This is a genomic window from Rhizobium sp. Root1203, assembly GCF_001424945.1.
Classification (GTDB): Bacteria; Pseudomonadota; Alphaproteobacteria; order Rhizobiales; family Rhizobiaceae; genus Rhizobium.
This window is the reverse complement of the sequence record NZ_LMCW01000018.1, coordinates 14,367-31,173: the sequence shown is the minus strand read 5'-3', so window position 1 is coordinate 31,173 and position 16,807 is coordinate 14,367. Positions and strand designations below refer to the sequence as shown.

Annotated in this window: 13 protein-coding genes and 1 pseudogene; 9 read left to right on the top strand and 5 right to left on the bottom strand. The window is 59.7% G+C overall.

Annotated elements, in window-relative coordinates:
* Nucleotides 1–793 precede the first annotated feature (793 nt).
* The 3 genes from ASC97_RS19005 (at nt 794) to ASC97_RS18995 (ending at nt 3,151) form a co-directional block, all read left to right on the top strand.
* Nucleotides 794–1,558: a DeoR/GlpR family DNA-binding transcription regulator gene (locus ASC97_RS19005; RefSeq protein WP_057469918.1), complete on the top strand. Its 765-nt coding sequence runs from the start codon at nt 794–796 to the stop codon at nt 1,556–1,558.
* Nucleotides 1,559–1,603: 45 nt separating this feature from the next.
* Entirely contained in the window at nt 1,604–2,062 is a 459-nt protein-coding gene (locus tag ASC97_RS19000) for a YbaK/EbsC family protein (RefSeq protein ID WP_057469917.1), read from the top strand.
* A 75-nt stretch (nt 2,063–2,137) separates the two neighbouring features.
* Complete coding sequence (locus ASC97_RS18995; RefSeq protein ID WP_057469916.1) at nt 2,138–3,151, top strand: Tim44 domain-containing protein; 1,014 nt, start codon at nt 2,138–2,140, stop codon at nt 3,149–3,151.
* A gap of 27 nt (nt 3,152–3,178) precedes the next feature.
* Here the strand turns inward: ASC97_RS18995 and ASC97_RS18990 are convergent, their stop codons facing one another.
* Nucleotides 3,179–3,847: a J domain-containing protein gene (locus ASC97_RS18990; protein ID WP_057469959.1), complete on the bottom strand. Its 669-nt coding sequence runs from the start codon at nt 3,845–3,847 to the stop codon at nt 3,179–3,181.
* A gap of 307 nt (nt 3,848–4,154) precedes the next feature.
* Between ASC97_RS18990 and panC the strand changes: the two genes are divergently transcribed.
* Together panC and panB are read left to right on the top strand one after the other, a co-directional pair.
* A complete protein-coding gene (panC, locus tag ASC97_RS18985) occupies nt 4,155–5,033 on the top strand; it encodes a pantoate--beta-alanine ligase (RefSeq protein WP_057469915.1) in 879 nt (292 codons plus the stop codon).
* Complete coding sequence (gene panB / locus ASC97_RS18980) at nt 5,030–5,851, top strand: 3-methyl-2-oxobutanoate hydroxymethyltransferase (protein ID WP_057469914.1); 822 nt, start codon at nt 5,030–5,032, stop codon at nt 5,849–5,851. The genes panC and panB overlap by 4 nt, the downstream gene beginning before the upstream one ends.
* Before the next feature lie 246 nt (nt 5,852–6,097).
* Here the strand turns inward: panB and ASC97_RS18975 are convergent, their stop codons facing one another.
* A complete protein-coding gene (locus tag ASC97_RS18975; protein WP_057469913.1) occupies nt 6,098–7,633 on the bottom strand; it encodes a Fic family protein in 1,536 nt (511 codons plus the stop codon).
* Nucleotides 7,634–7,979: 346 nt separating this feature from the next.
* Nucleotides 7,980–8,070, bottom strand: a pseudogene (locus ASC97_RS33145) (conjugal transfer protein TraH); the annotation flags it as partial.
* Between the two features lie 351 nt (nt 8,071–8,421).
* On the opposite strand from ASC97_RS33145, the gene ASC97_RS18970 reads away from it, so the two are divergent.
* Genes ASC97_RS18970 through ASC97_RS18960 form a run of 3 tightly spaced genes read left to right on the top strand, consistent with a single transcriptional unit; the run spans nt 8,422 to nt 13,657 of the window.
* Nucleotides 8,422–9,495 carry an efflux RND transporter periplasmic adaptor subunit gene (locus ASC97_RS18970; RefSeq protein WP_057469912.1) on the top strand — a complete coding sequence of 358 codons (1,074 nt, stop codon included), beginning with the start codon at nt 8,422–8,424 and terminating at the stop codon, nt 9,493–9,495.
* Nucleotides 9,495–10,586 carry an efflux RND transporter periplasmic adaptor subunit gene (locus ASC97_RS18965; RefSeq protein WP_057469911.1) on the top strand — a complete coding sequence of 364 codons (1,092 nt, stop codon included), beginning with the start codon at nt 9,495–9,497 and terminating at the stop codon, nt 10,584–10,586. Before ASC97_RS18970 ends, ASC97_RS18965 begins: the two co-directional genes overlap by 1 nt.
* Entirely contained in the window at nt 10,583–13,657 is a 3,075-nt protein-coding gene (locus ASC97_RS18960) for an efflux RND transporter permease subunit (RefSeq protein WP_057469910.1), read from the top strand. The genes ASC97_RS18965 and ASC97_RS18960 overlap by 4 nt, the downstream gene beginning before the upstream one ends.
* A gap of 42 nt (nt 13,658–13,699) precedes the next feature.
* Here the strand turns inward: ASC97_RS18960 and ASC97_RS18955 are convergent, their stop codons facing one another.
* Together ASC97_RS18955 and ASC97_RS18950 are read right to left on the bottom strand one after the other, a co-directional pair.
* The gene (locus tag ASC97_RS18955; RefSeq protein ID WP_057469909.1) at nt 13,700–14,911 is read right to left on the bottom strand and encodes a TIGR03862 family flavoprotein; all 1,212 of its coding nucleotides are present in this window, start codon (nt 14,909–14,911) and stop codon (nt 13,700–13,702) included.
* A gap of 122 nt (nt 14,912–15,033) precedes the next feature.
* Complete coding sequence (locus ASC97_RS18950) at nt 15,034–15,237, bottom strand: DUF2735 domain-containing protein (RefSeq protein ID WP_057469908.1); 204 nt, start codon at nt 15,235–15,237, stop codon at nt 15,034–15,036.
* A gap of 496 nt (nt 15,238–15,733) precedes the next feature.
* Between ASC97_RS18950 and ASC97_RS18945 the strand changes: the two genes are divergently transcribed.
* Nucleotides 15,734–16,774, top strand: coding sequence for a glutamine synthetase beta-grasp domain-containing protein (locus ASC97_RS18945; RefSeq protein WP_057469907.1), 1,041 nt, complete (start codon nt 15,734–15,736; stop codon nt 16,772–16,774).
* Nucleotides 16,775–16,807: the final 33 nt, after the last annotated feature.

Below are 16,807 nucleotides of genomic sequence, written 5' to 3'. Positions count from 1 at the left end.
GGCATGATTCTCACACGACCGAGGAGGAGGCCTATCTCGTTTGGGCCGACCACGCCGTCTGGCCGGACACTATGACGAGCCCATGGATGATCGATACTGGCAAGATCGAGCTGGGACACGACCTCCAGTCTGCGCGGCAAGGGCCACATCTTGCTTTTGAGGAAGGGACCTACCCCGGCGACAACAGCCGCAGGGTCAAAGCCAGGGCACTCTGGCTCTGTCTCTATTGCAGGCTGTCCAAGGAGGATGCCATCTCCTCTTTGCAGAACGGGCCAATCTCCAGGCCGAGGCCCCAAACCTTTGCGCCTTGTTGTGCCGAACGAACGTATCGCGCGCTTTCGCGTCCAATGGTTCGAAACCGGGACAATGCAGGACAACTCTTTTACCACCCGGGCGGTTGCGATCTCTTTATGCAATACGCAAAGGCCTCAAAATAGGTATAAACTAAATTATGTCGATAAATCCGCGAGATACTGACTTTCATTGACGTAAAACAGTGCCTGCGGCTTGAAAGCGGAACTGCAGGCCGTACCGGTCGGCAGCGCCCGTGCATGCATGTGCGGAGTGTGGTCGCAACAAGGCAGGTTGTTCATGTTATCATGGAGATGTGCAGCTTCCCTCAACCCTCGTACGAGAGCTGGTCGCGACCTGCTGAACTCTATAGAGACATCTGCGATGGCGGAATTGCCGACAGACGGACAAATCAGCCTTGAAGCCACTTTGCGTCTCTACTCGCGCTCTGTTATGCATTGTTCCGTCGGGCAAACGAAACGGAAGTGAAAGTTCTCGCACCATGTTCCTCAGCGATCGTCAAACTGACATTGTCGATATGGCCAAGACGAATGGCCGTGTTTTCGTCGAGGAGTTGGCCACCCATTTCGCCGTCACGCCACAGACCATCCGCAAGGATCTGAACGATCTTTGCGATGCCCAGATTCTCACCCGGGTGCATGGCGGTGCGACGTTTCCCAGCGGCACGGAGAACGTCAAATACGAGGCGCGCCGCCAGATCGCCGCTGCGGAAAAACAGGCAATCGGCGTTGCCGCCGCCGGCCTCATTCCCAACAACGCGTCGCTGTTCATCAACATCGGCACCACCACAGAGGCTGTCGGGGAGGCTCTCGCCAACCATCACGAGTTGATGGTGATCACCAACAACATCAATGTCGCCAACAGATTGAGACTGCTGCCGGCGATTGAAGTCGTTATCGCGGGCGGCGTCGTTCGTTCTTCGGACGGAGGCATCGTGGGAGAGGCGGCCGTCGATTTCATCAGGCAGTTCAAGGTCGACTACGCAGTCATCGGCGCCTCCGCGATCGATGAGGACGGTGCCTTGCTCGACTACGACTTCCGGGAAGTAAAAGTCGCACAGGCAATTATCGCCAACGCCCGGCATGTCGTGCTGGTGGCCGATTCCACCAAGTTCGAGCGCACGGCGCCGGTCAGGATCGGGCAGCTGTCGCAGGTGCATACCTTCATCACCGACCGGTGTGCCACGCCGTCGATCCGGCAGCTCTGTCAGGAAAGCGATGTCAGGTTGATCGAGACCAATCGCTGACAATTGGCACTTCAATTCGCCCCTCAGGTGCGATAGCGTTCGGTCATGAGCCTAGAAACCGTCCGCGCATTTTTCAGCGCATCCGCCCCCGACATAGAGATTATTGAAACCGCCGAAAGCTCCTCCACGGTCGCGCTGGCCGCAGAGGCGCATGGCGTCGATCCGGCGCAGATCGCCAAGACGATCTGCCTGCGGATCGGCGAGGAACCGATACTGGTCGTTGCGGGCGGCCTTGCGCGGCTCGACAACAGGAAGTTCAAGGATACGTTCGGTTCAAAAGGCCGGATGCTTGGACCCGACGAAGTGGTGGCGGTAACCAGCCATCCCGTCGGCGGCGTCTGCCCTTTCGGGCTTCCGTCGCCTCTTCCGATCTACTGCGACGTCTCTCTGAGGCGGTTCGACGTGGTCGTTCCCGCTGCCGGATCCACCAATTCGGCCGTGCGCATATCGACCGAGCGACTGGTGGAATTGACCAACGCGACATGGGTTGATGTGTGCCAATGAAGCCGAGGTGCTTCAAACGCAAAAAAACGCACCTATATAGATAGCGACATTGATTGCCACAGTAGGAGAGCTTGAATGCCGAGTGCCGTTTCGCGTTTTGCCAAGGTCGCGGCGATTGCCGCCCTGACAGGCGTTACCGTGTTTGCCTCGATCGGCGAGGCTGACGCCCGGCGCGCTGGAGGCTTCGGTTTCGGCAGCCGCGGAACCCGCACCTTCCAGGCGCCCCCGGTCACGCGCACAGCGCCAGCGCCGGCTGCTCCGATCGAGCGCTCCATGACACCCAAACCGCAGGCCAATGCCCCCTATGCCGGACAGCCATCTGCCGGCACCCAGCGGCCCGGCCTCTTCGGCGGGTTCGGCCGGTCGATGATTGGTGGCCTCGTTGCGGGTGGTCTCCTCGGCATGCTTCTCGGCCACGGCTTCGGCGGCGGCTTCGGTTTCCTCGGCATGCTGCTGCAATTCGCCTTGATCGCAATGGCGATCTCGTTTGCGGTGCGCTACTTCGCCAACAGGCGGCAAGCGTCCAATGGCGCAACTGCGGCTGGCGGTGCCCATTCGATGGCTTCAAACGGAAACGCGTCGCCTGCGAACGGAATGTCGTCGTTCCGCATACCGTCAATCGGGTCCGCTGCCGGTTTTGGTGGGCAGCAGTCGCAGAAGCCGAAAGACGAACTCGGGCTGAAACAGCGCGATCTCGACAGCTTTGAGACGTTGCTGACCGGAGTCCAGACCGCCTACGGCAGCGAGGACTACGCAACGCTGCGTCGCCTGACGACGCCAGAAGCGATGTCCTACCTGGCCGAGGAACTTGGTGAAAATGCCACCAACGGCGTCCGCAATCAGGTCACGGATGTGAAACTTCTGCAGGGCGACATTGCTGAGTCGTGGCGGGAAGACGGCGCAGACTACGCAACCCTTGCCATGCGCTACTCCTCGATCGACTCGATGGTCGAGCGTAGCGGCGGTCGGGTGGTCAGCGGCAACAGCCGCGAGCCCACCGAAACCACGGAGGTCTGGACCTTCGTGCGCAAGGCGGGCTCGGACTGGAAGCTTGCAGCCATCCAGGGGACGGAACAGCGCGCCGCGTAATCTCACGCGGCGCTCGCTACACCTGTCCTAGACTTCCTGTGCTGCGGCCGGCACGACCCACAAAGGCCGCTCCTCCCGCTTCGACGAGACAGCGGCAGGAGCCGCACCGGCGGCAATCTGGCCTTCCTCACCTTCCTGCACGTCGACCTCATAGGCGTAATCGTAAAGCATTTCGCAGGCACGCTCGCTTGCCTTGATCTTCGCCTCCGTCTCGTTGATCGCAGTCGCGATTGCCTTGATACGGGCGCGCAGCATGGATCCGAGAATGTCGGTCGACGGACGCTTCTCCAGTCGTTCCAGGTGATGTTCGATGCGCGCCGAATGACGCTCCAGTTCGCGTTTGCTGAAACGGGACTTGCGCATTTCCTCCGAAAGATCGGAGCGCATGCGGGCGAGGGGATCGAAGCTGCCGGGCTCGCGCTCGTCGAGCGTCAGTTCGTTGACCAGTTTCTCGATCACGATAAGGGCCTGGAGATCGACCGGATCAGCAAGCTCGACATCGTACCCGGTGTCGTCGAAGAGCTTCCTGCGGACGGGATCCAGGAGCAGCTCATAGGCTTTCTGGACGCGGCTGAATGCCTCAGGCGCGCCGCCGGAATCGGGATGAGTTGTCTTGGCGCGTCGCCGGTAGGCGGACTTGATCTGGTCGTCGCTCGCGTCCCGCCGGACACCGAGGATCTCGTAAGGATTGGTCACCGTCCCTCCGCTGTTGTCGGACATCGTCGTGACACCCGTGAAGGGCATTCGTTCATCACCGTCTTCCTTCTACCATCACTGCGGCAGAGTTTGGACAAAAAGAATGCGTTACTCACCGTTCGAATGACGAGCAGATCGACGCCGCTTTGATGCAGGTGAAAACGAGCGATTAAAATAGTGCGTGTCCTGCTGCCTGCTTAATCGATATAATAGGCGTGCTTGCGTTGACGCTTTTCGTCAAATCGAGTTCTATCCGCCACCTTCCCGGACCGGCACTGCCGTCGATGGGATGCTGGAGGAGATTTTCATGCGTGTTATCAAATCGATAGCGGACCTGCGCGATCATCTCGCGACATTTCGGCGAGACGGCAAGACCATCGGGCTTGTGCCGACAATGGGCTTCCTGCACGTCGGTCATATGGAACTGGTGTCGCGTTCCGTGTCGGAAAACGACGTGACTGTCGTATCGATTTTCGTCAACCCGCTGCAGTTCGGTGCCAACGAGGATCTGGCGCGCTACCCGCGCGATTTCGAACGCGACAGCGCCCTTCTCAATGAGGCAGGTGTGGACGTGCTCTTCGCACCGGAAGTGGCCGACATGTACCCGCGCCCGATGCAGACCGTCGTTGATGTTCCCGTCCTCGGCAACCAGCTCGAAGGTGCGGTGCGGCCTGGACATTTTGCAGGCGTTGCAACCGTTGTCACCAAGCTTTTCAATCTCGTTCAGCCCGATGCGGCCTATTTCGGCGAGAAGGATTACCAGCAGGTCGCCTTGATCAGGCGGATGGTGGAGGATCTTGCGCAACCCGTCCGGGTCGTGGCCATACCGACGGTGCGCGAGGCCGACGGTCTCGCCTGCTCCTCGCGCAACGTCTATCTGAGCGACAGGGAGCGAGCGGCGGCAGTGATCGTTCCGAAGGCGCTTGTCGAGGCGGAGCGGCTTTATGACGAGGGTTTCGACGATGCCGCAGCGTTCGAGGCGACCCTGACACGTTTCATCGAGGCCGAGCCGCTGGCAACGGCCGAGGTGGTTGCCGTCAGGCATCCGGATACACTCGAGGTCCTGACCTCCTTGCAATCCGGTCCCGTGCTTGTCGCGCTTTTCGTGCGGATCGGGGCGACCCGGCTTCTTGATAACCGCGTCATCGGCCTCGGACGCTCTTCTCAGACAAGGACCGCACAATGAGCACTCACGGCAAGCAAAAACGGCTGACAACGACCACAATCCGGGCGATGAAGGGCAAGGAGCGGGTCGTGTGTTTGACGGCCTATACGACACCGATTGCGCGGCTGCTCGATCCCCATTGCGACCTTCTGCTGGTTGGCGATTCGCTGGGCATGGTGCTCTACGGGATGGACACCACGGTCGGCGTCACCCTCGACATGATGATCGCACACGGGCGAGCCGTGATGCGCGCTGTGTCACACGCCTGCGTGATCGTTGATCTGCCGTTCGGGAGCTATCAGGAATCGAAGGAACAGGCGTTTCGAAATGCGGTTCGGGTCCTGCAGGAGAGCGGATGCGATGGCATAAAGCTCGAGGGCGGCGAGGAAATGGCAGAGACGGTCGCTTTCCTCACAGCCCGTGGGGTTCCCGTGTTCGGCCATGTCGGCCTGATGCCGCAACTGGTCAACACGGCCGGCGGGTTCCGCTCCCTCGGTCATTCGCAGCAAGAGGCGGACAAGATCCGTCGTGACGCCGCAGCCGTTGCCGAGGCAGGCGCTTTTGCAATCGTCGTGGAAGGCACGGTCGAACCGCTTGCCCGCGAGATCACCACCTCAGTCGCGGTTCCCACGATCGGCATAGGTGCGTCTCCAGCCTGTGACGGGCAGGTTCTGGTATCAGACGACATGCTCGGACTTTTCAACGACTTCAAGCCCCGGTTCGTCAAGCGATTTGCAGATCTCAGTCCTCTGGTATCAAAGGCGGCTGAAAGCTATGCCGAGGATGTGCGCGCCGGTCGCTTTCCGGGCGAAGAGCATACATTTCAGATCAGGCGCTAGGCCGCTTGGGGACCTGGCGAACATGCGAACGCTTTCGATGGCGGCCCGGGATGGCAGGACCGATATGGTTGGCACGCTCGTGGACAGCGAGGCGGTCGCGATCGACGCGTGTCGAACGCCGCCTTGGTGTCGAGGCCAGGCTGTCGGTCTAGAGACACTGAGCCGGCGCTGAATGTTTCCAATCCAGCTGGAATCTCGGCCCGATCGGAAGTCGCACTACTGGCTCGAAAACGTGATTTTGGCTCCTCACTGTGGTGGAGGCGCGTTGACCAACTCCGACACAAATGTCGTGAGCGGCACAATGTTCTCGTGCTGGCTCGCCTCTTCCAGGGCGCTCATGTACTCGTCGCGGCGCGCAACAGGGATGACCGTCCACGTCACTCCGCTCTCAGCCAGAAGTGTATTCATGATGAAGCGAGCCGTGCGTCCGTTGCCGTCTGGGAAGGGATGGATGTAGGTAAAGAGGAACGGTGCAAGGATCGCCTTCACACGCGGATCGGATTCGCCAGAAATGCTCTCGAACAGTGCGTCCATGGCGTCGGCGATTGCATGCGGCGGTAAGGGGACATGCGAGGATCCCCGCAGATACACGTTGTGCGATCGATAACCCGCGAGTTGGTGCGCCTTGATGATACCCGCAGTTACCGAAGGGCTGAACATGGCTCGGAACCAATCCTGGTGCCGTGCCTCGAGCAGTTCGCCGGTAGGTGCTCCATCAAGGATCTTCCTGATGTCATCGCGCACCTCCTCGAAAGCCAGTCTGTATCCCTTGGCAGCAAGCGCGTTCCTGGTCTCGTAGTCCTGCGCGTCCTCGTCCGGTTTCCATTGACCGTCCTGTACCCTCCGGATCAGTTCTTCCGAGACCTCGTAACCCTCGATCGAAAGCGAGTTCAGGGCGTCTGCCACATAACGCTCATCAATGTCCGCGATATATCCGTCTCGGTCGTTGATACGCAGCTGCTCGAATCCGATGTGATTGAGCGCATCTTTCCCCATTTTCGCCCAGAGGTTCTTGATCCGGGTCGCGGAAGGCGCCTGAGTTCGTCGCGCATCCAGCGTGACCAAGTCGACCGTAGGGTCGAAAGGGTTGTCCTCGTGCGGGTTGTAGCCCGCCGATTCCAGGGTCTTGATGATCGAGTCTGCGTCCCTTGTCCTGCCGAGATGGCGCAGGGCTCCTGCAATGCGACCGCCGACGTGGCTCCGCCCGCCGTCCAGAAGGTATTGCAGCAGCGTATTCGTTCCGCGGATTGAGCCGATAACCGCGATGACATCGGTCGCTGACGTTCTCCAAGACTCCGGCGACAGATTGCAGATCGCCTCCTCCATCGGCATCAATCTCAATCGTTCTCTCGTCTCGGCTCGCTCGTTTTCTTTTGAGCGCAGCAGATAGAGCGACGTATTGCTTGGCAGTTTCACAAGTTGATTGTTCGCCTTCGGGCTTCTGATGATCACCTGCCCAGGGATGGAATGGTTTTCTGACCATAGAGCCACGGATGCCTCCGCGGACAACCGCCATTCATCGGCGAAGCGGTCGTCGAGATACCTGGCAACGAACTCCCAGTAGACAGTGCTCCAGGCCGCATCGATCCTGTTGTTGGCCGAGGGTCGCGAGTTCACCGCAAGCCAGCCCTTCATAATTTCTTCGAGGAACCCATTGTCCTGTAAGCGTTCCCGGTGAACACGGCTGAGTTCTTCGGATTTTACCACCGATCGGGTGCCGTTCTGTGTCACTCCCTTCAGTTCAGCCAGGGACGTAGCGAGCAGTTCGTTGGGTTTCGCCATGTTGGCCTCCGGCGACGGTGTGTGAGTAGTGGACCACGACGTCCGTGCGTTGTTGTTGCACTAATTTGACGCTTTTGACAAACACTAATATTTTGTATTTTACTCACACTAATTTTGCGACTTTGAACCGCACTAGTTTTATGTGCTTAAGTCACACTAGTTTCGTGCCTTTCACTCAAACGAAAATTCCGCCTCACCGAGAACCGTTTTGCAAGGCGAGACGACATTCAACGCTATCGCTGACCACCAATGCGCGACAGATCGAATCCGTATCCCCGCGCGCCCAGCATCTTGCGTCGGCGTCCTCGTCGGGGATCTTCTCTCTAATTTGCTGCCGGCACACCGACCGGTGTTCCCGGATCCCCCGCCTGAAAAACGCTCACACCCTCGAACTCACCGGTCTTCCATGCGTAAACCGCATCTTCGAGTATCTGAGGTGGGACGGCGGTCCCGCCCAAGCATCGGTTCATTCGTCATCTGGAAACGAGATTTGCAGATCGGCATTATTGTCGTTCGAGACAAATTGCCTCCATCCGAAATCGCTCTACATAGTTGATTTGACTGATATGCCCCGCATCGGCCGTCACTGTCTGTCCGGTGCAAGACCACAGATGTGCCGACGCTTGCAGAACGACGAGATGAACTTGAAAATTGCATTGCCGGAGGGACGAGCAGAAGCATTGGGCGGTCATGTGTCGATATTTTCGTCTTCACGCAGAATTTGTTTCGCGCTGTCAGGATGATGCCCGGCGGCACTCCATCGGTCTTGAATTCGGGGAATTTCTGACATGCGCAGCCAGACATTCAGCCTGTTGCTTCTATGCGTTGCCCTGACGTCGTGCCAGAAGGAAGAGCATCAGGTCGCTGAACTGGAAATTCCGGTGCGGGCCGTCCCAGTTGCGTTCACCGACTACCGCTACAGCATCAAGCTGACGGGCGATATTGTTGCCCACATACAATCCAACCTGTCGTTTCGTGTCGGCGGCAAGGTGACGGAATGGACCGCAGATGTTGGATCGCATGTCACCGCAGGTCAGGTGATCGCGCGCGTCGATCCACGGCAGCAGAAGGCCGATGTCGAGGCGGCCGAGGCAGCCGTCGTCGCAGCCCAAGCTGACCTTGCCCAGGCATCGGCCGAGTTTGAGAGACGCAAGACGTTGCTTGCAAGCGGCTCGGCCACACGGGAAGCCTATGATCAGGCGGCAACGGCTCTACAGACCGCACAGGGATCGCTTGACAATGCCAAGGCCCAGTTGGGAACGGCCAAGGACGCACTTGGCTACACTGAACTTCGTGTCGACGCCGACGGCATAATAACGGCCCGCAACGTCGAGGACGGGCAGGTGGTGCAAGCGGCTCAGACCGCGTTCACGCTTGCGCAGGACGGCCCACGGGACGCCGTGTTCTACATCTACGAAGGGTTGCTTCAAGCCAAGCAGGCAGCGCCTCGGATCGAGATCGCGCTTGTGAGCGATCCGACGATCAAGACGTATGGAAAGATCACCGAGGTATCTCCGACCGTCGATACCGCGAGCGGCACCGTGCGCGTGAAAATCACGCTTGAGGATACGCCGCCGGCGATGACGCTCGGTGCGCCGGTGACAGGCTTTGCGCAGTCGGAGCCAACGCCCATGATTGTTTTGCCGTGGACAGCACTTTCTGCCATCGACACCAAGCCCGCGGTATGGACAGTCGACCAGGGCGATTCGACCGTCAGTCTCAGGCCGGTCGAGATCGGAAACTATGAAACCGGGCGGGTTGTCATATCGGGAGGCCTTTCGCCGGGCGACACCGTTGTCGTCGACGGCGGCAAAATGCTTCGACCGGGACAGAGGGTGCGTATCGAGGGAGAGCAGGGCTGATGTCCGGATCCTCCTCCCGCACCATCGCACTCACCATCGCGCTCCTGGCGCCGCTTGGGTGCCTGTCGGCCTGCAGCGAGAAAAACGAGGAACCCGCGCCGCCTATCCGTCCGGTTTTTTCGAGGATCATCGAGCTCGCCCCGCTGCCGGCGCCGAGCTTTGCTGGAACGGTTTCACCGAAAACCGAAACACCGCTCGGCTTCCGGGTCGCCGGATTGATGGTCGCGCGCGACGTCAATACCGGTGATATCGTGACGAAGGGACAGCGCCTTGCAGCACTCGACCCGACGTCCCTGCAACTGGCCGTCGGGTCCGCGCAGGCTCAGCTTGCCAATGCCAAGGCCCAGCTTGCCAACGCGACATCAGTCGAACAAAGAGCCAGATCCACCTTCCAATCCGGGACGGCGACGAAGTCCAATCTCGAAAGCAGCGTGCAGGCAACGCAGAACGCCCAGTCGGCCGTCGTTCAAGCGCAAACGGCACTCGACAAGGCGAACCAGGATCTGTCCTACGCGGAAATACTGGCCACTTTCGACGGTGTGGTCACAGCCACCTCCGTAGAGGTGGGGCAGGTGGTTTCGGCGGGCGAGGCCGTGGTAACGGTCGCACGTCCGGGAGACCGGGATGCCGTCGTCGATATTCCCGAGGGTGCACTCGTCCCGTCGATCGGCGCGCCCTTTTCGGTCCTCTTGCAGATCGATCCTAAAATCATCGCTGCCGGAAAGGTGCGGGAGGTCGCACCGACGGCCGACGCAGCGACGCGGACGCGCCGAATAAAGATTGCGCTCGAGGACCCGCCGGATGCCTTTCGGATCGGCACGACGATCACGGCAGTTCAGGATGTCGGCACGGTCGAGAAGCTGTTCCTTCCAAACGCAGCCCTTTTGGAGCGGGACGGCAAGACCCTGATCTGGATCGTTGACAAGAATGGCGGCGCGGTCCGGTCACAGGAGGTCAAGACCCGTCCGGCGGGCGTCGGGCGTGTCGAGGTCCTGTCGGGCCTCGAAGCTGGAACGCGTGTCGTTCTCGCAGGCGTCCATAGTCTCAACGAGGGGCAGACCGTGACGATAGAGGGTGGTGCACGCTCATGAAGGCGTTCAATCTTTCGGACCGGGCGCTCGAGCATCGCTCGATGATCTGGTATTTCATGATCGTCTTTGCCGTGCTTGGCGTGTTTTCCTACCTGAACCTCGGGCGCGAGGAAGATCCGAATTTCACCATCAAGACAATGACGATCTCCGCGCAATGGCCCGGCGCTTCGGCGGAGGAGACCACGCGCCAGGTGACAGAACGTATCGAGCGCAAACTCGAGGAGCTCGACTCGCTCGATTACACCAACAGTATTACGACGCCCGGTCAGACGATTGTCTTCGTTTACCTCAAGGACACCACCAAGGCGCGCGACGTGCCCGCAATCTGGCTGACCGTCAGAAACATGGTCGGTGACATCAGCGCCCAGTTTCCCTCCGGCGTGCTTACCCCAACCTTCAACGACCGATTTGGCGACGTATTCGGAAATATCTACGCCTTTACCTCGGATGGGTTTTCGCAGCGTCAATTGCGAGACTACGTCGAAGACGTCCGACGTGACGTTCTGACCGTTCCCAATATCGGCAAGGTAGACCTCGTCGGGGCGCAGGACGAGGTCATCTTCCTCGAATTTTCAACGCGACAGCTGGCAGCTCTCGGGATCAGCCAGGCCGATGTGTTAAATACGCTCCAGTCGCAGAACGCGATCGCCCCTTCCGGCGTCCTCCAGGCAGAAGGGGAGAGGGTCAGTCTGAGGGTGAGTGGCCAGTTCACATCGGAAGACAGCCTGAGAAGCGTCAACCTGCAGGTCAACAACCGGTTTTTCCGATTGAGCGATATTGCCAAGATCAGTCGCGGCTATACCGACCCGCCGACGTCGCTGTTCCGCTTCAACGGGCAACCCGCAATCGCGCTCGCCATCGGCATGAAGCAGGGTGCGAACCTGTTGGACTTCGGCAAGGCGTTGCAGGCGGAGCTGCGCAAGGTCGTGGCCACGCTCCCGATCGGGATCGAGCCGCATCTGGTGTCCGATCAACCCCGCATCGTCGAGGAGGCAGTGTCGGGTTTTACCACCGCACTCTTCGAGGCTGTCGTCATCGTCCTGATCGTCAGCTTTGTGAGCCTCGGCATGCGCGCGGGGCTGGTGGTCGCTCTTTCGATACCGCTGACGCTCGCGATCACCTTCGTATTCATGGAGTATGATGGGATTTCGTTGCAGCGTATTTCGCTTGGCGCCCTCATCATCGCGCTTGGGCTTCTGGTCGACGACGCCATGATTGCGGTCGAGATGATGGTGGCGAGGCTGGAAGCCGGTGATCCCCTGACGAAGGCTGCAACCTACGTCTATTCGCACACGGCCTTCCCGATGTTGACCGGAACCCTTGTCACCGTGGCGAGCTTCATGCCGGTCGGCCTGAACAGCAGCGCTGCAGGCGAATTCACCTTCTCGCTCTTCGTCGTGATCGCCGTATCGCTGATCGTGTCGTGGGTCGTTGCTGTTGTCTTCGCACCGCTGCTGGGGGTCACGATCCTGCCGAACGCGATGAAACAGCACCATGAGACCACCGGCTGGTTCGCAAGGTCGTTTGGTCGATTGCTTGACCTGTGCATGCGTTTCAGATGGATCACGATCGCCCTGACCGTGATCGCTTTCGCCACCTCCGTCTACGGGATGCGCTTTGTCCAGGAGCAGTTTTTTCCCTCGTCCGACCGATTGGAGCTGATCGTCGACTTTTCGCTGCCAAACAATGCGTCGATCAGCGAGACCAATGCGCAAATGGAAAAATTCGAAAAGGACAAGCTCCAGGGCAATCCCGACATCGAGCGCTGGTCGACCTATGTCGGGCAGGGCGCACAGCGCTTCGTCCTGTCATTCGACGTGCAGCCGCCTGCAGCGTCGTTCGGACAGATCGTCATCGTCACTAAAAGTCTCGAGGTGCGCGACAAACTGCGTGCCGACCTGCAGGATTATCTCACCAGGACATTCGTGGGCACCGACGCCTATGTCAAACTGCTCGACATCGGTCCGCCTGTCGGGCGGCCCGTACAATACCGCATCAGCGGCCCCGATATAGAGCAGGTGCGACAGCTCGCTCTTGAGCTCGGAGGCGTTCTCGGCAACAACCGGTCGTTGGGCGATATCGTCTACGACTGGAACGAGCCGGCTCGCGTCGTGAAGGTCGACGTGCTTCAAGACAAGGCCCGGCAACTGGGGGTCACCTCCGAAGACATCGCATCGGCCCTCAACGGCATCGTTGGCGGCGCATCCGTGACCCAGGTCCGTGATGACATATACCTGATCAATGTCTTGGCGCGTGCGCAGGAAACAGAACGGCGGTCGATCGAGACGCTGCGAGATCTGCAGCTGCGCACAAGCAATGGCAATTCGGTGCCGTTGGCTGCCATTGCACACTTCCGCTACGAGACGGAACCGCCGAAAATCTGGCGCAGGGACCGCTTGCCGACGATCACCATCAAGGCGGGCGTCGTCGACAGCAAGCAGCCCGCCACAATCGTCGACGAGCTTGCGCCTGACGTCGAGGCATTTTCGTCCCGGCTTCCCGCGAGGTTTGGTGTCGAGGTCGGCGGAACTGTCGAACAAAGCGCAAAGAGCCAGGCCCCGATCGTCGCAGTCGTTCCGATGATGCTCTTCTCAATGGCAACGATCCTGATGATCCAGCTGCAAAGCTTCTCGCGGCTGTTTCTGGTGTTTGCCGTCGCGCCCCTGGCTTTGATCGGCGTGGTGATCGCGCTTCTCTCCAGCGGCGCGCCGATGGGGTTTGTGGCGATCCTGGGCGTTCTTGCCCTGATCGGTATCCTGATCCGAAACTCCGTTATTCTCGTGGTCCAGATCGAAGAGTTGCGGCACGAGGGCCGGCACCCCTGGGACGCCGTGCGGGAAGCGACCCAGCACCGAATGCGACCGATCCTGTTGACTGCGGCCGCGGCAAGCCTTGCCCTCATCCCGATTTCGCGCGAGATCTTCTGGGGACCGATGGCCTACGCGATGATGGGTGGCATCGTCGTTGGGACCGTACTGACGCTGTTGTTCCTGCCGGCACTTTACCTTGCCTGGTTCAGGATCAAGCCTCCGGCGGAGGAGGAGGTTCCCAGCGACGCGGTTGCGGAGTAGGCAACGAGAGGCGATTTGATCCAGAAGCGCCAGGACCTGAGATCAGCGCCCGATCCACGCTTCGATCCCCCTTGCTGCTGCGCGGCCGGTGGCAAAGCAGGCCGTCAGCAGATAGCCGCCCGTCGGGGCTTCCCAATCGATCATCTCGCCGGCGACAAAGAGCCCCGGGCAGGCCCTCAGCATGTACTGGTCATCGATTGCATCCCAGCTGACGCCGCCCGCAGACGAAATCGCTTCGGCGATCGGCCGGGGCCGCAAAACAGGCACTGGCAGGGCTTTTATCAGCGTCGCCAGCCGCGTCGGCTGGTTGAGATCGGCATTGCTGGCAAGCTCGCGCAAAAGGTTTGCCTTGACCCCGTCGATGCCCGCAGCCTTGCGAAGACGGGTGGACAGGCTTGTCTTCGGATCCTGTCTCGCAAGGTCACGTTCGATCCGCGTGAGCGACCGGTCGGGCACAAGGTCGACCTCCAGATGCGCTGCCTCTCCGGCAAGCAGAGCATCGCGCAGTGCGGCGGCATGGACATAGACAAGGCTGCCTTCGATACCGTGCTCGGTAATGACGAACTCACCGGGAAAAGTGCCGGCGCTCGAACGCGCAGTCACCGACTTGACCGGAGAACCGGCGTAGCGCTCGCGGAAAAACGAGCTCCAGTCGACGTCGAAGCCGCAGTTGGCCGGCCGAAAGTCGGCAATGGAAATCTGCTTGTCCCTAAGCCAAGGGACCCATTGGCCATCCGAGCCGAGCCGCGGCCAGCTTGCGCCACCGAGTGCCAGCAAGGCGGCGTCGCACCGGACCGCCTTCTGCGTGCCGTCAGCCGTCTCGAACAGATAGGCACCATCTGAAAATCCGGCCCAACGATGCCGCGTCAGGATCCTGACGCCGCGCGCGTCGAGGCGCTTCAACCAGGCACGCAGAAGCGGGGACGCTTTCATGGCAACCGGAAACACCCGCCCTGAAGACCCGACGAATGTCTCGGTTGATAACCCGGCTGCCCAGGCGCGGACGTCTTCAGGCCTGAAGGCCTCCAGGGCATTGCGAAGGCGGGGCGTGGCTGCGTCAAATCGCGTGGAGAAGCGGTCAAAATCCTCTGAATGCGTTATGTTGAGACCCGATTTTCCGGCAAGAAGGAACTTGCGGGCGACCGTCGGCATCGCCTCGTAAACCGTGACGAGATGGCCGGTCGTCGACAATTGCTCAGCCGCCATCAGCCCAGAAGGGCCTCCGCCGATGATTGCGATCTCTTTTTGTGTCATGCGTCGCCCGTAAACCCTGATCGTTCGCCACTCTCATGACGTGCCCAGGCGTATGGTGCAAGACCGGCAGCGTCCGCAGAATGCAGAGCGGCGACACTTCGACGTTTAGACGGGTGGCGCGATTAGTCCACGAGCCGCGGGGAAAATTTCGGCGCTGGCGGCGCGGCTTCTTCCTTCATCGCATCTTCGTGGTACCAGCAACTATCGTAGACACAAGGACCAATGTCTTCCGCAATATCGGCTTTTTGCTTCATTCCTGCAGACGAGAAGCGCTTCGCTGGGAAAGCGTAAATTTTCGCTGACTCGTGATGCACACCAATTACCATGTCATGCCTCCTGATTGAGTCCGATCGACAACGTTAAAGCGACCATAACACGGATGCACAGAGATTGCGCGACTTGATTGAAAAAACAGCAACATTTGTTGGAATATTAGGCACGCTCCAGGTGCTGACGTTTATATCAGAATTCCATAAAGTCCATTAAATAGTCATATGCCTAAATTACAGTCACGAAGCGGCAAATGTCCAAAATGTCTCCCCTGGAGCGCGGCGGCACTGTGGTTCTCAACCCGGTATAGCCCGCGCGTGTGAGCTGACCGTTGTAACCGGTTGAGTCCACTGCGTCTTCAGTCGGAGGGGCTTGGTAATCAGGCTGTTTGCGCCTCGTTCGCACCGTCGCCAGCAACATCGTCTGTCATATCGTTTTTCGAAACTGGCACGCCACGTGCATATAAGGATGCATCCCCTTCGCGGGCACGGTCGCTTCGGCAACCGGGTTCGCTTGAGGATTTGCTCACACCTTTGTTTGAGAGACTCGCAAATGACCAAGTATAAGCTCGAGTACATTTGGCTCGACGGGTACACACCGGTACCAAATCTTCGCGGCAAGACGCAGATCAAGGAATTCGACGCATTTCCGACGCTCGAGCAGCTCCCGCTCTGGGGTTTTGACGGCAGTTCGACGATGCAGGCCGAGGGCCGCAGCTCCGATTGCGTGCTGAAGCCCGTTGCCATTTATCCCGACCCGGCCCGCACCAATGGCGTTCTCGTCATGTGCGAAGTCATGATGCCGGATGGCGTCACCCCGCATCCTTCGAATTCGCGCGCCACGATTCTCGACGATGAAGGCACCTGGTTCGGTTTCGAACAGGAATATTTCTTCTACCAGAACGGCCGTCCGCTCGGCTTCCCCGAGCAGGGTTACCCGGCTCCGCAGGGCCCGTACTACACCGGCGTCGGTTATTCGAACGTCGGCGATATCGCCCGCGAAATCGTCGAGGAGCACCTCGACCTCTGCCTCGCTGCCGGCATCAACCACGAAGGCATCAACGCCGAAGTGGCCAAGGGCCAGTGGGAATTCCAGATTTTCGGCAAGGGCTCCAAGCGCGCCGCCGACGAAATCTGGATGGCTCGCTACCTGCTGCAGCGTCTGACTGAGAAGTACGGCATCGACATCGAGTATCACTGCAAGCCGCTCGGTGACACCGACTGGAACGGCTCGGGCATGCATTGCAACTTCTCGACCAAGTACATGCGTGAAGTGGGCGGCAAGGAATATTTCGAAGCGCTGATGGCGCAGTTCGACAAGAACCTGATGGATCACATCGCCGTTTACGGACCGGACAATGACAAGCGCCTGACCGGCAAGCACGAAACGGCTCCGTGGAACAAGTTCTCCTACGGCGTTGCAGATCGTGGTGCTTCGATCCGCGTCCCGCACTCTTTCGTCAAGAACGACTACAAGGGCTATCTGGAAGATCGCCGCCCGAACTCTCAGGGCGACCCCTACCAGATCGCTTCGCAGGTTCTGAAGACGATTTCGGAAGTTCCGATTGCGGGTGCAGCATCCGTTGCAGCCTGATCAAACACTGATCTGACACTACGAAAGCGCCGG

What these genes read in the sequence shown, in the direction of transcription:
- ASC97_RS18945 (WP_057469907.1), top strand. Translation starts at nt 15,734, where the DNA reads ATGACCAAGTATAAGCTCGAGTACATTTGGCTCGACGGGTACACACCG.
- ASC97_RS18965 (WP_057469911.1), top strand. Translation starts at nt 9,495, where the DNA reads ATGTCCGGATCCTCCTCCCGCACCATCGCACTCACCATCGCGCTCCTG.
- ASC97_RS18950 (WP_057469908.1), bottom strand. Translation starts at nt 15,237, where the DNA reads ATGGTAATTGGTGTGCATCACGAGTCAGCGAAAATTTACGCTTTCCCA.
- ASC97_RS19000 (WP_057469917.1), top strand. Translation starts at nt 1,604, where the DNA reads ATGAGCCTAGAAACCGTCCGCGCATTTTTCAGCGCATCCGCCCCCGAC.
- ASC97_RS18995 (WP_057469916.1), top strand. Translation starts at nt 2,138, where the DNA reads ATGCCGAGTGCCGTTTCGCGTTTTGCCAAGGTCGCGGCGATTGCCGCC.
- ASC97_RS18960 (WP_057469910.1), top strand. Translation starts at nt 10,583, where the DNA reads ATGAAGGCGTTCAATCTTTCGGACCGGGCGCTCGAGCATCGCTCGATG.
- panB (WP_057469914.1), top strand. Translation starts at nt 5,030, where the DNA reads ATGAGCACTCACGGCAAGCAAAAACGGCTGACAACGACCACAATCCGG.
- ASC97_RS18955 (WP_057469909.1), bottom strand. Translation starts at nt 14,911, where the DNA reads ATGACACAAAAAGAGATCGCAATCATCGGCGGAGGCCCTTCTGGGCTG.
- panC (WP_057469915.1), top strand. Translation starts at nt 4,155, where the DNA reads ATGCGTGTTATCAAATCGATAGCGGACCTGCGCGATCATCTCGCGACA.
- ASC97_RS18970 (WP_057469912.1), top strand. Translation starts at nt 8,422, where the DNA reads ATGCGCAGCCAGACATTCAGCCTGTTGCTTCTATGCGTTGCCCTGACG.
- ASC97_RS18975 (WP_057469913.1), bottom strand. Translation starts at nt 7,633, where the DNA reads ATGGCGAAACCCAACGAACTGCTCGCTACGTCCCTGGCTGAACTGAAG.
- ASC97_RS19005 (WP_057469918.1), top strand. Translation starts at nt 794, where the DNA reads ATGTTCCTCAGCGATCGTCAAACTGACATTGTCGATATGGCCAAGACG.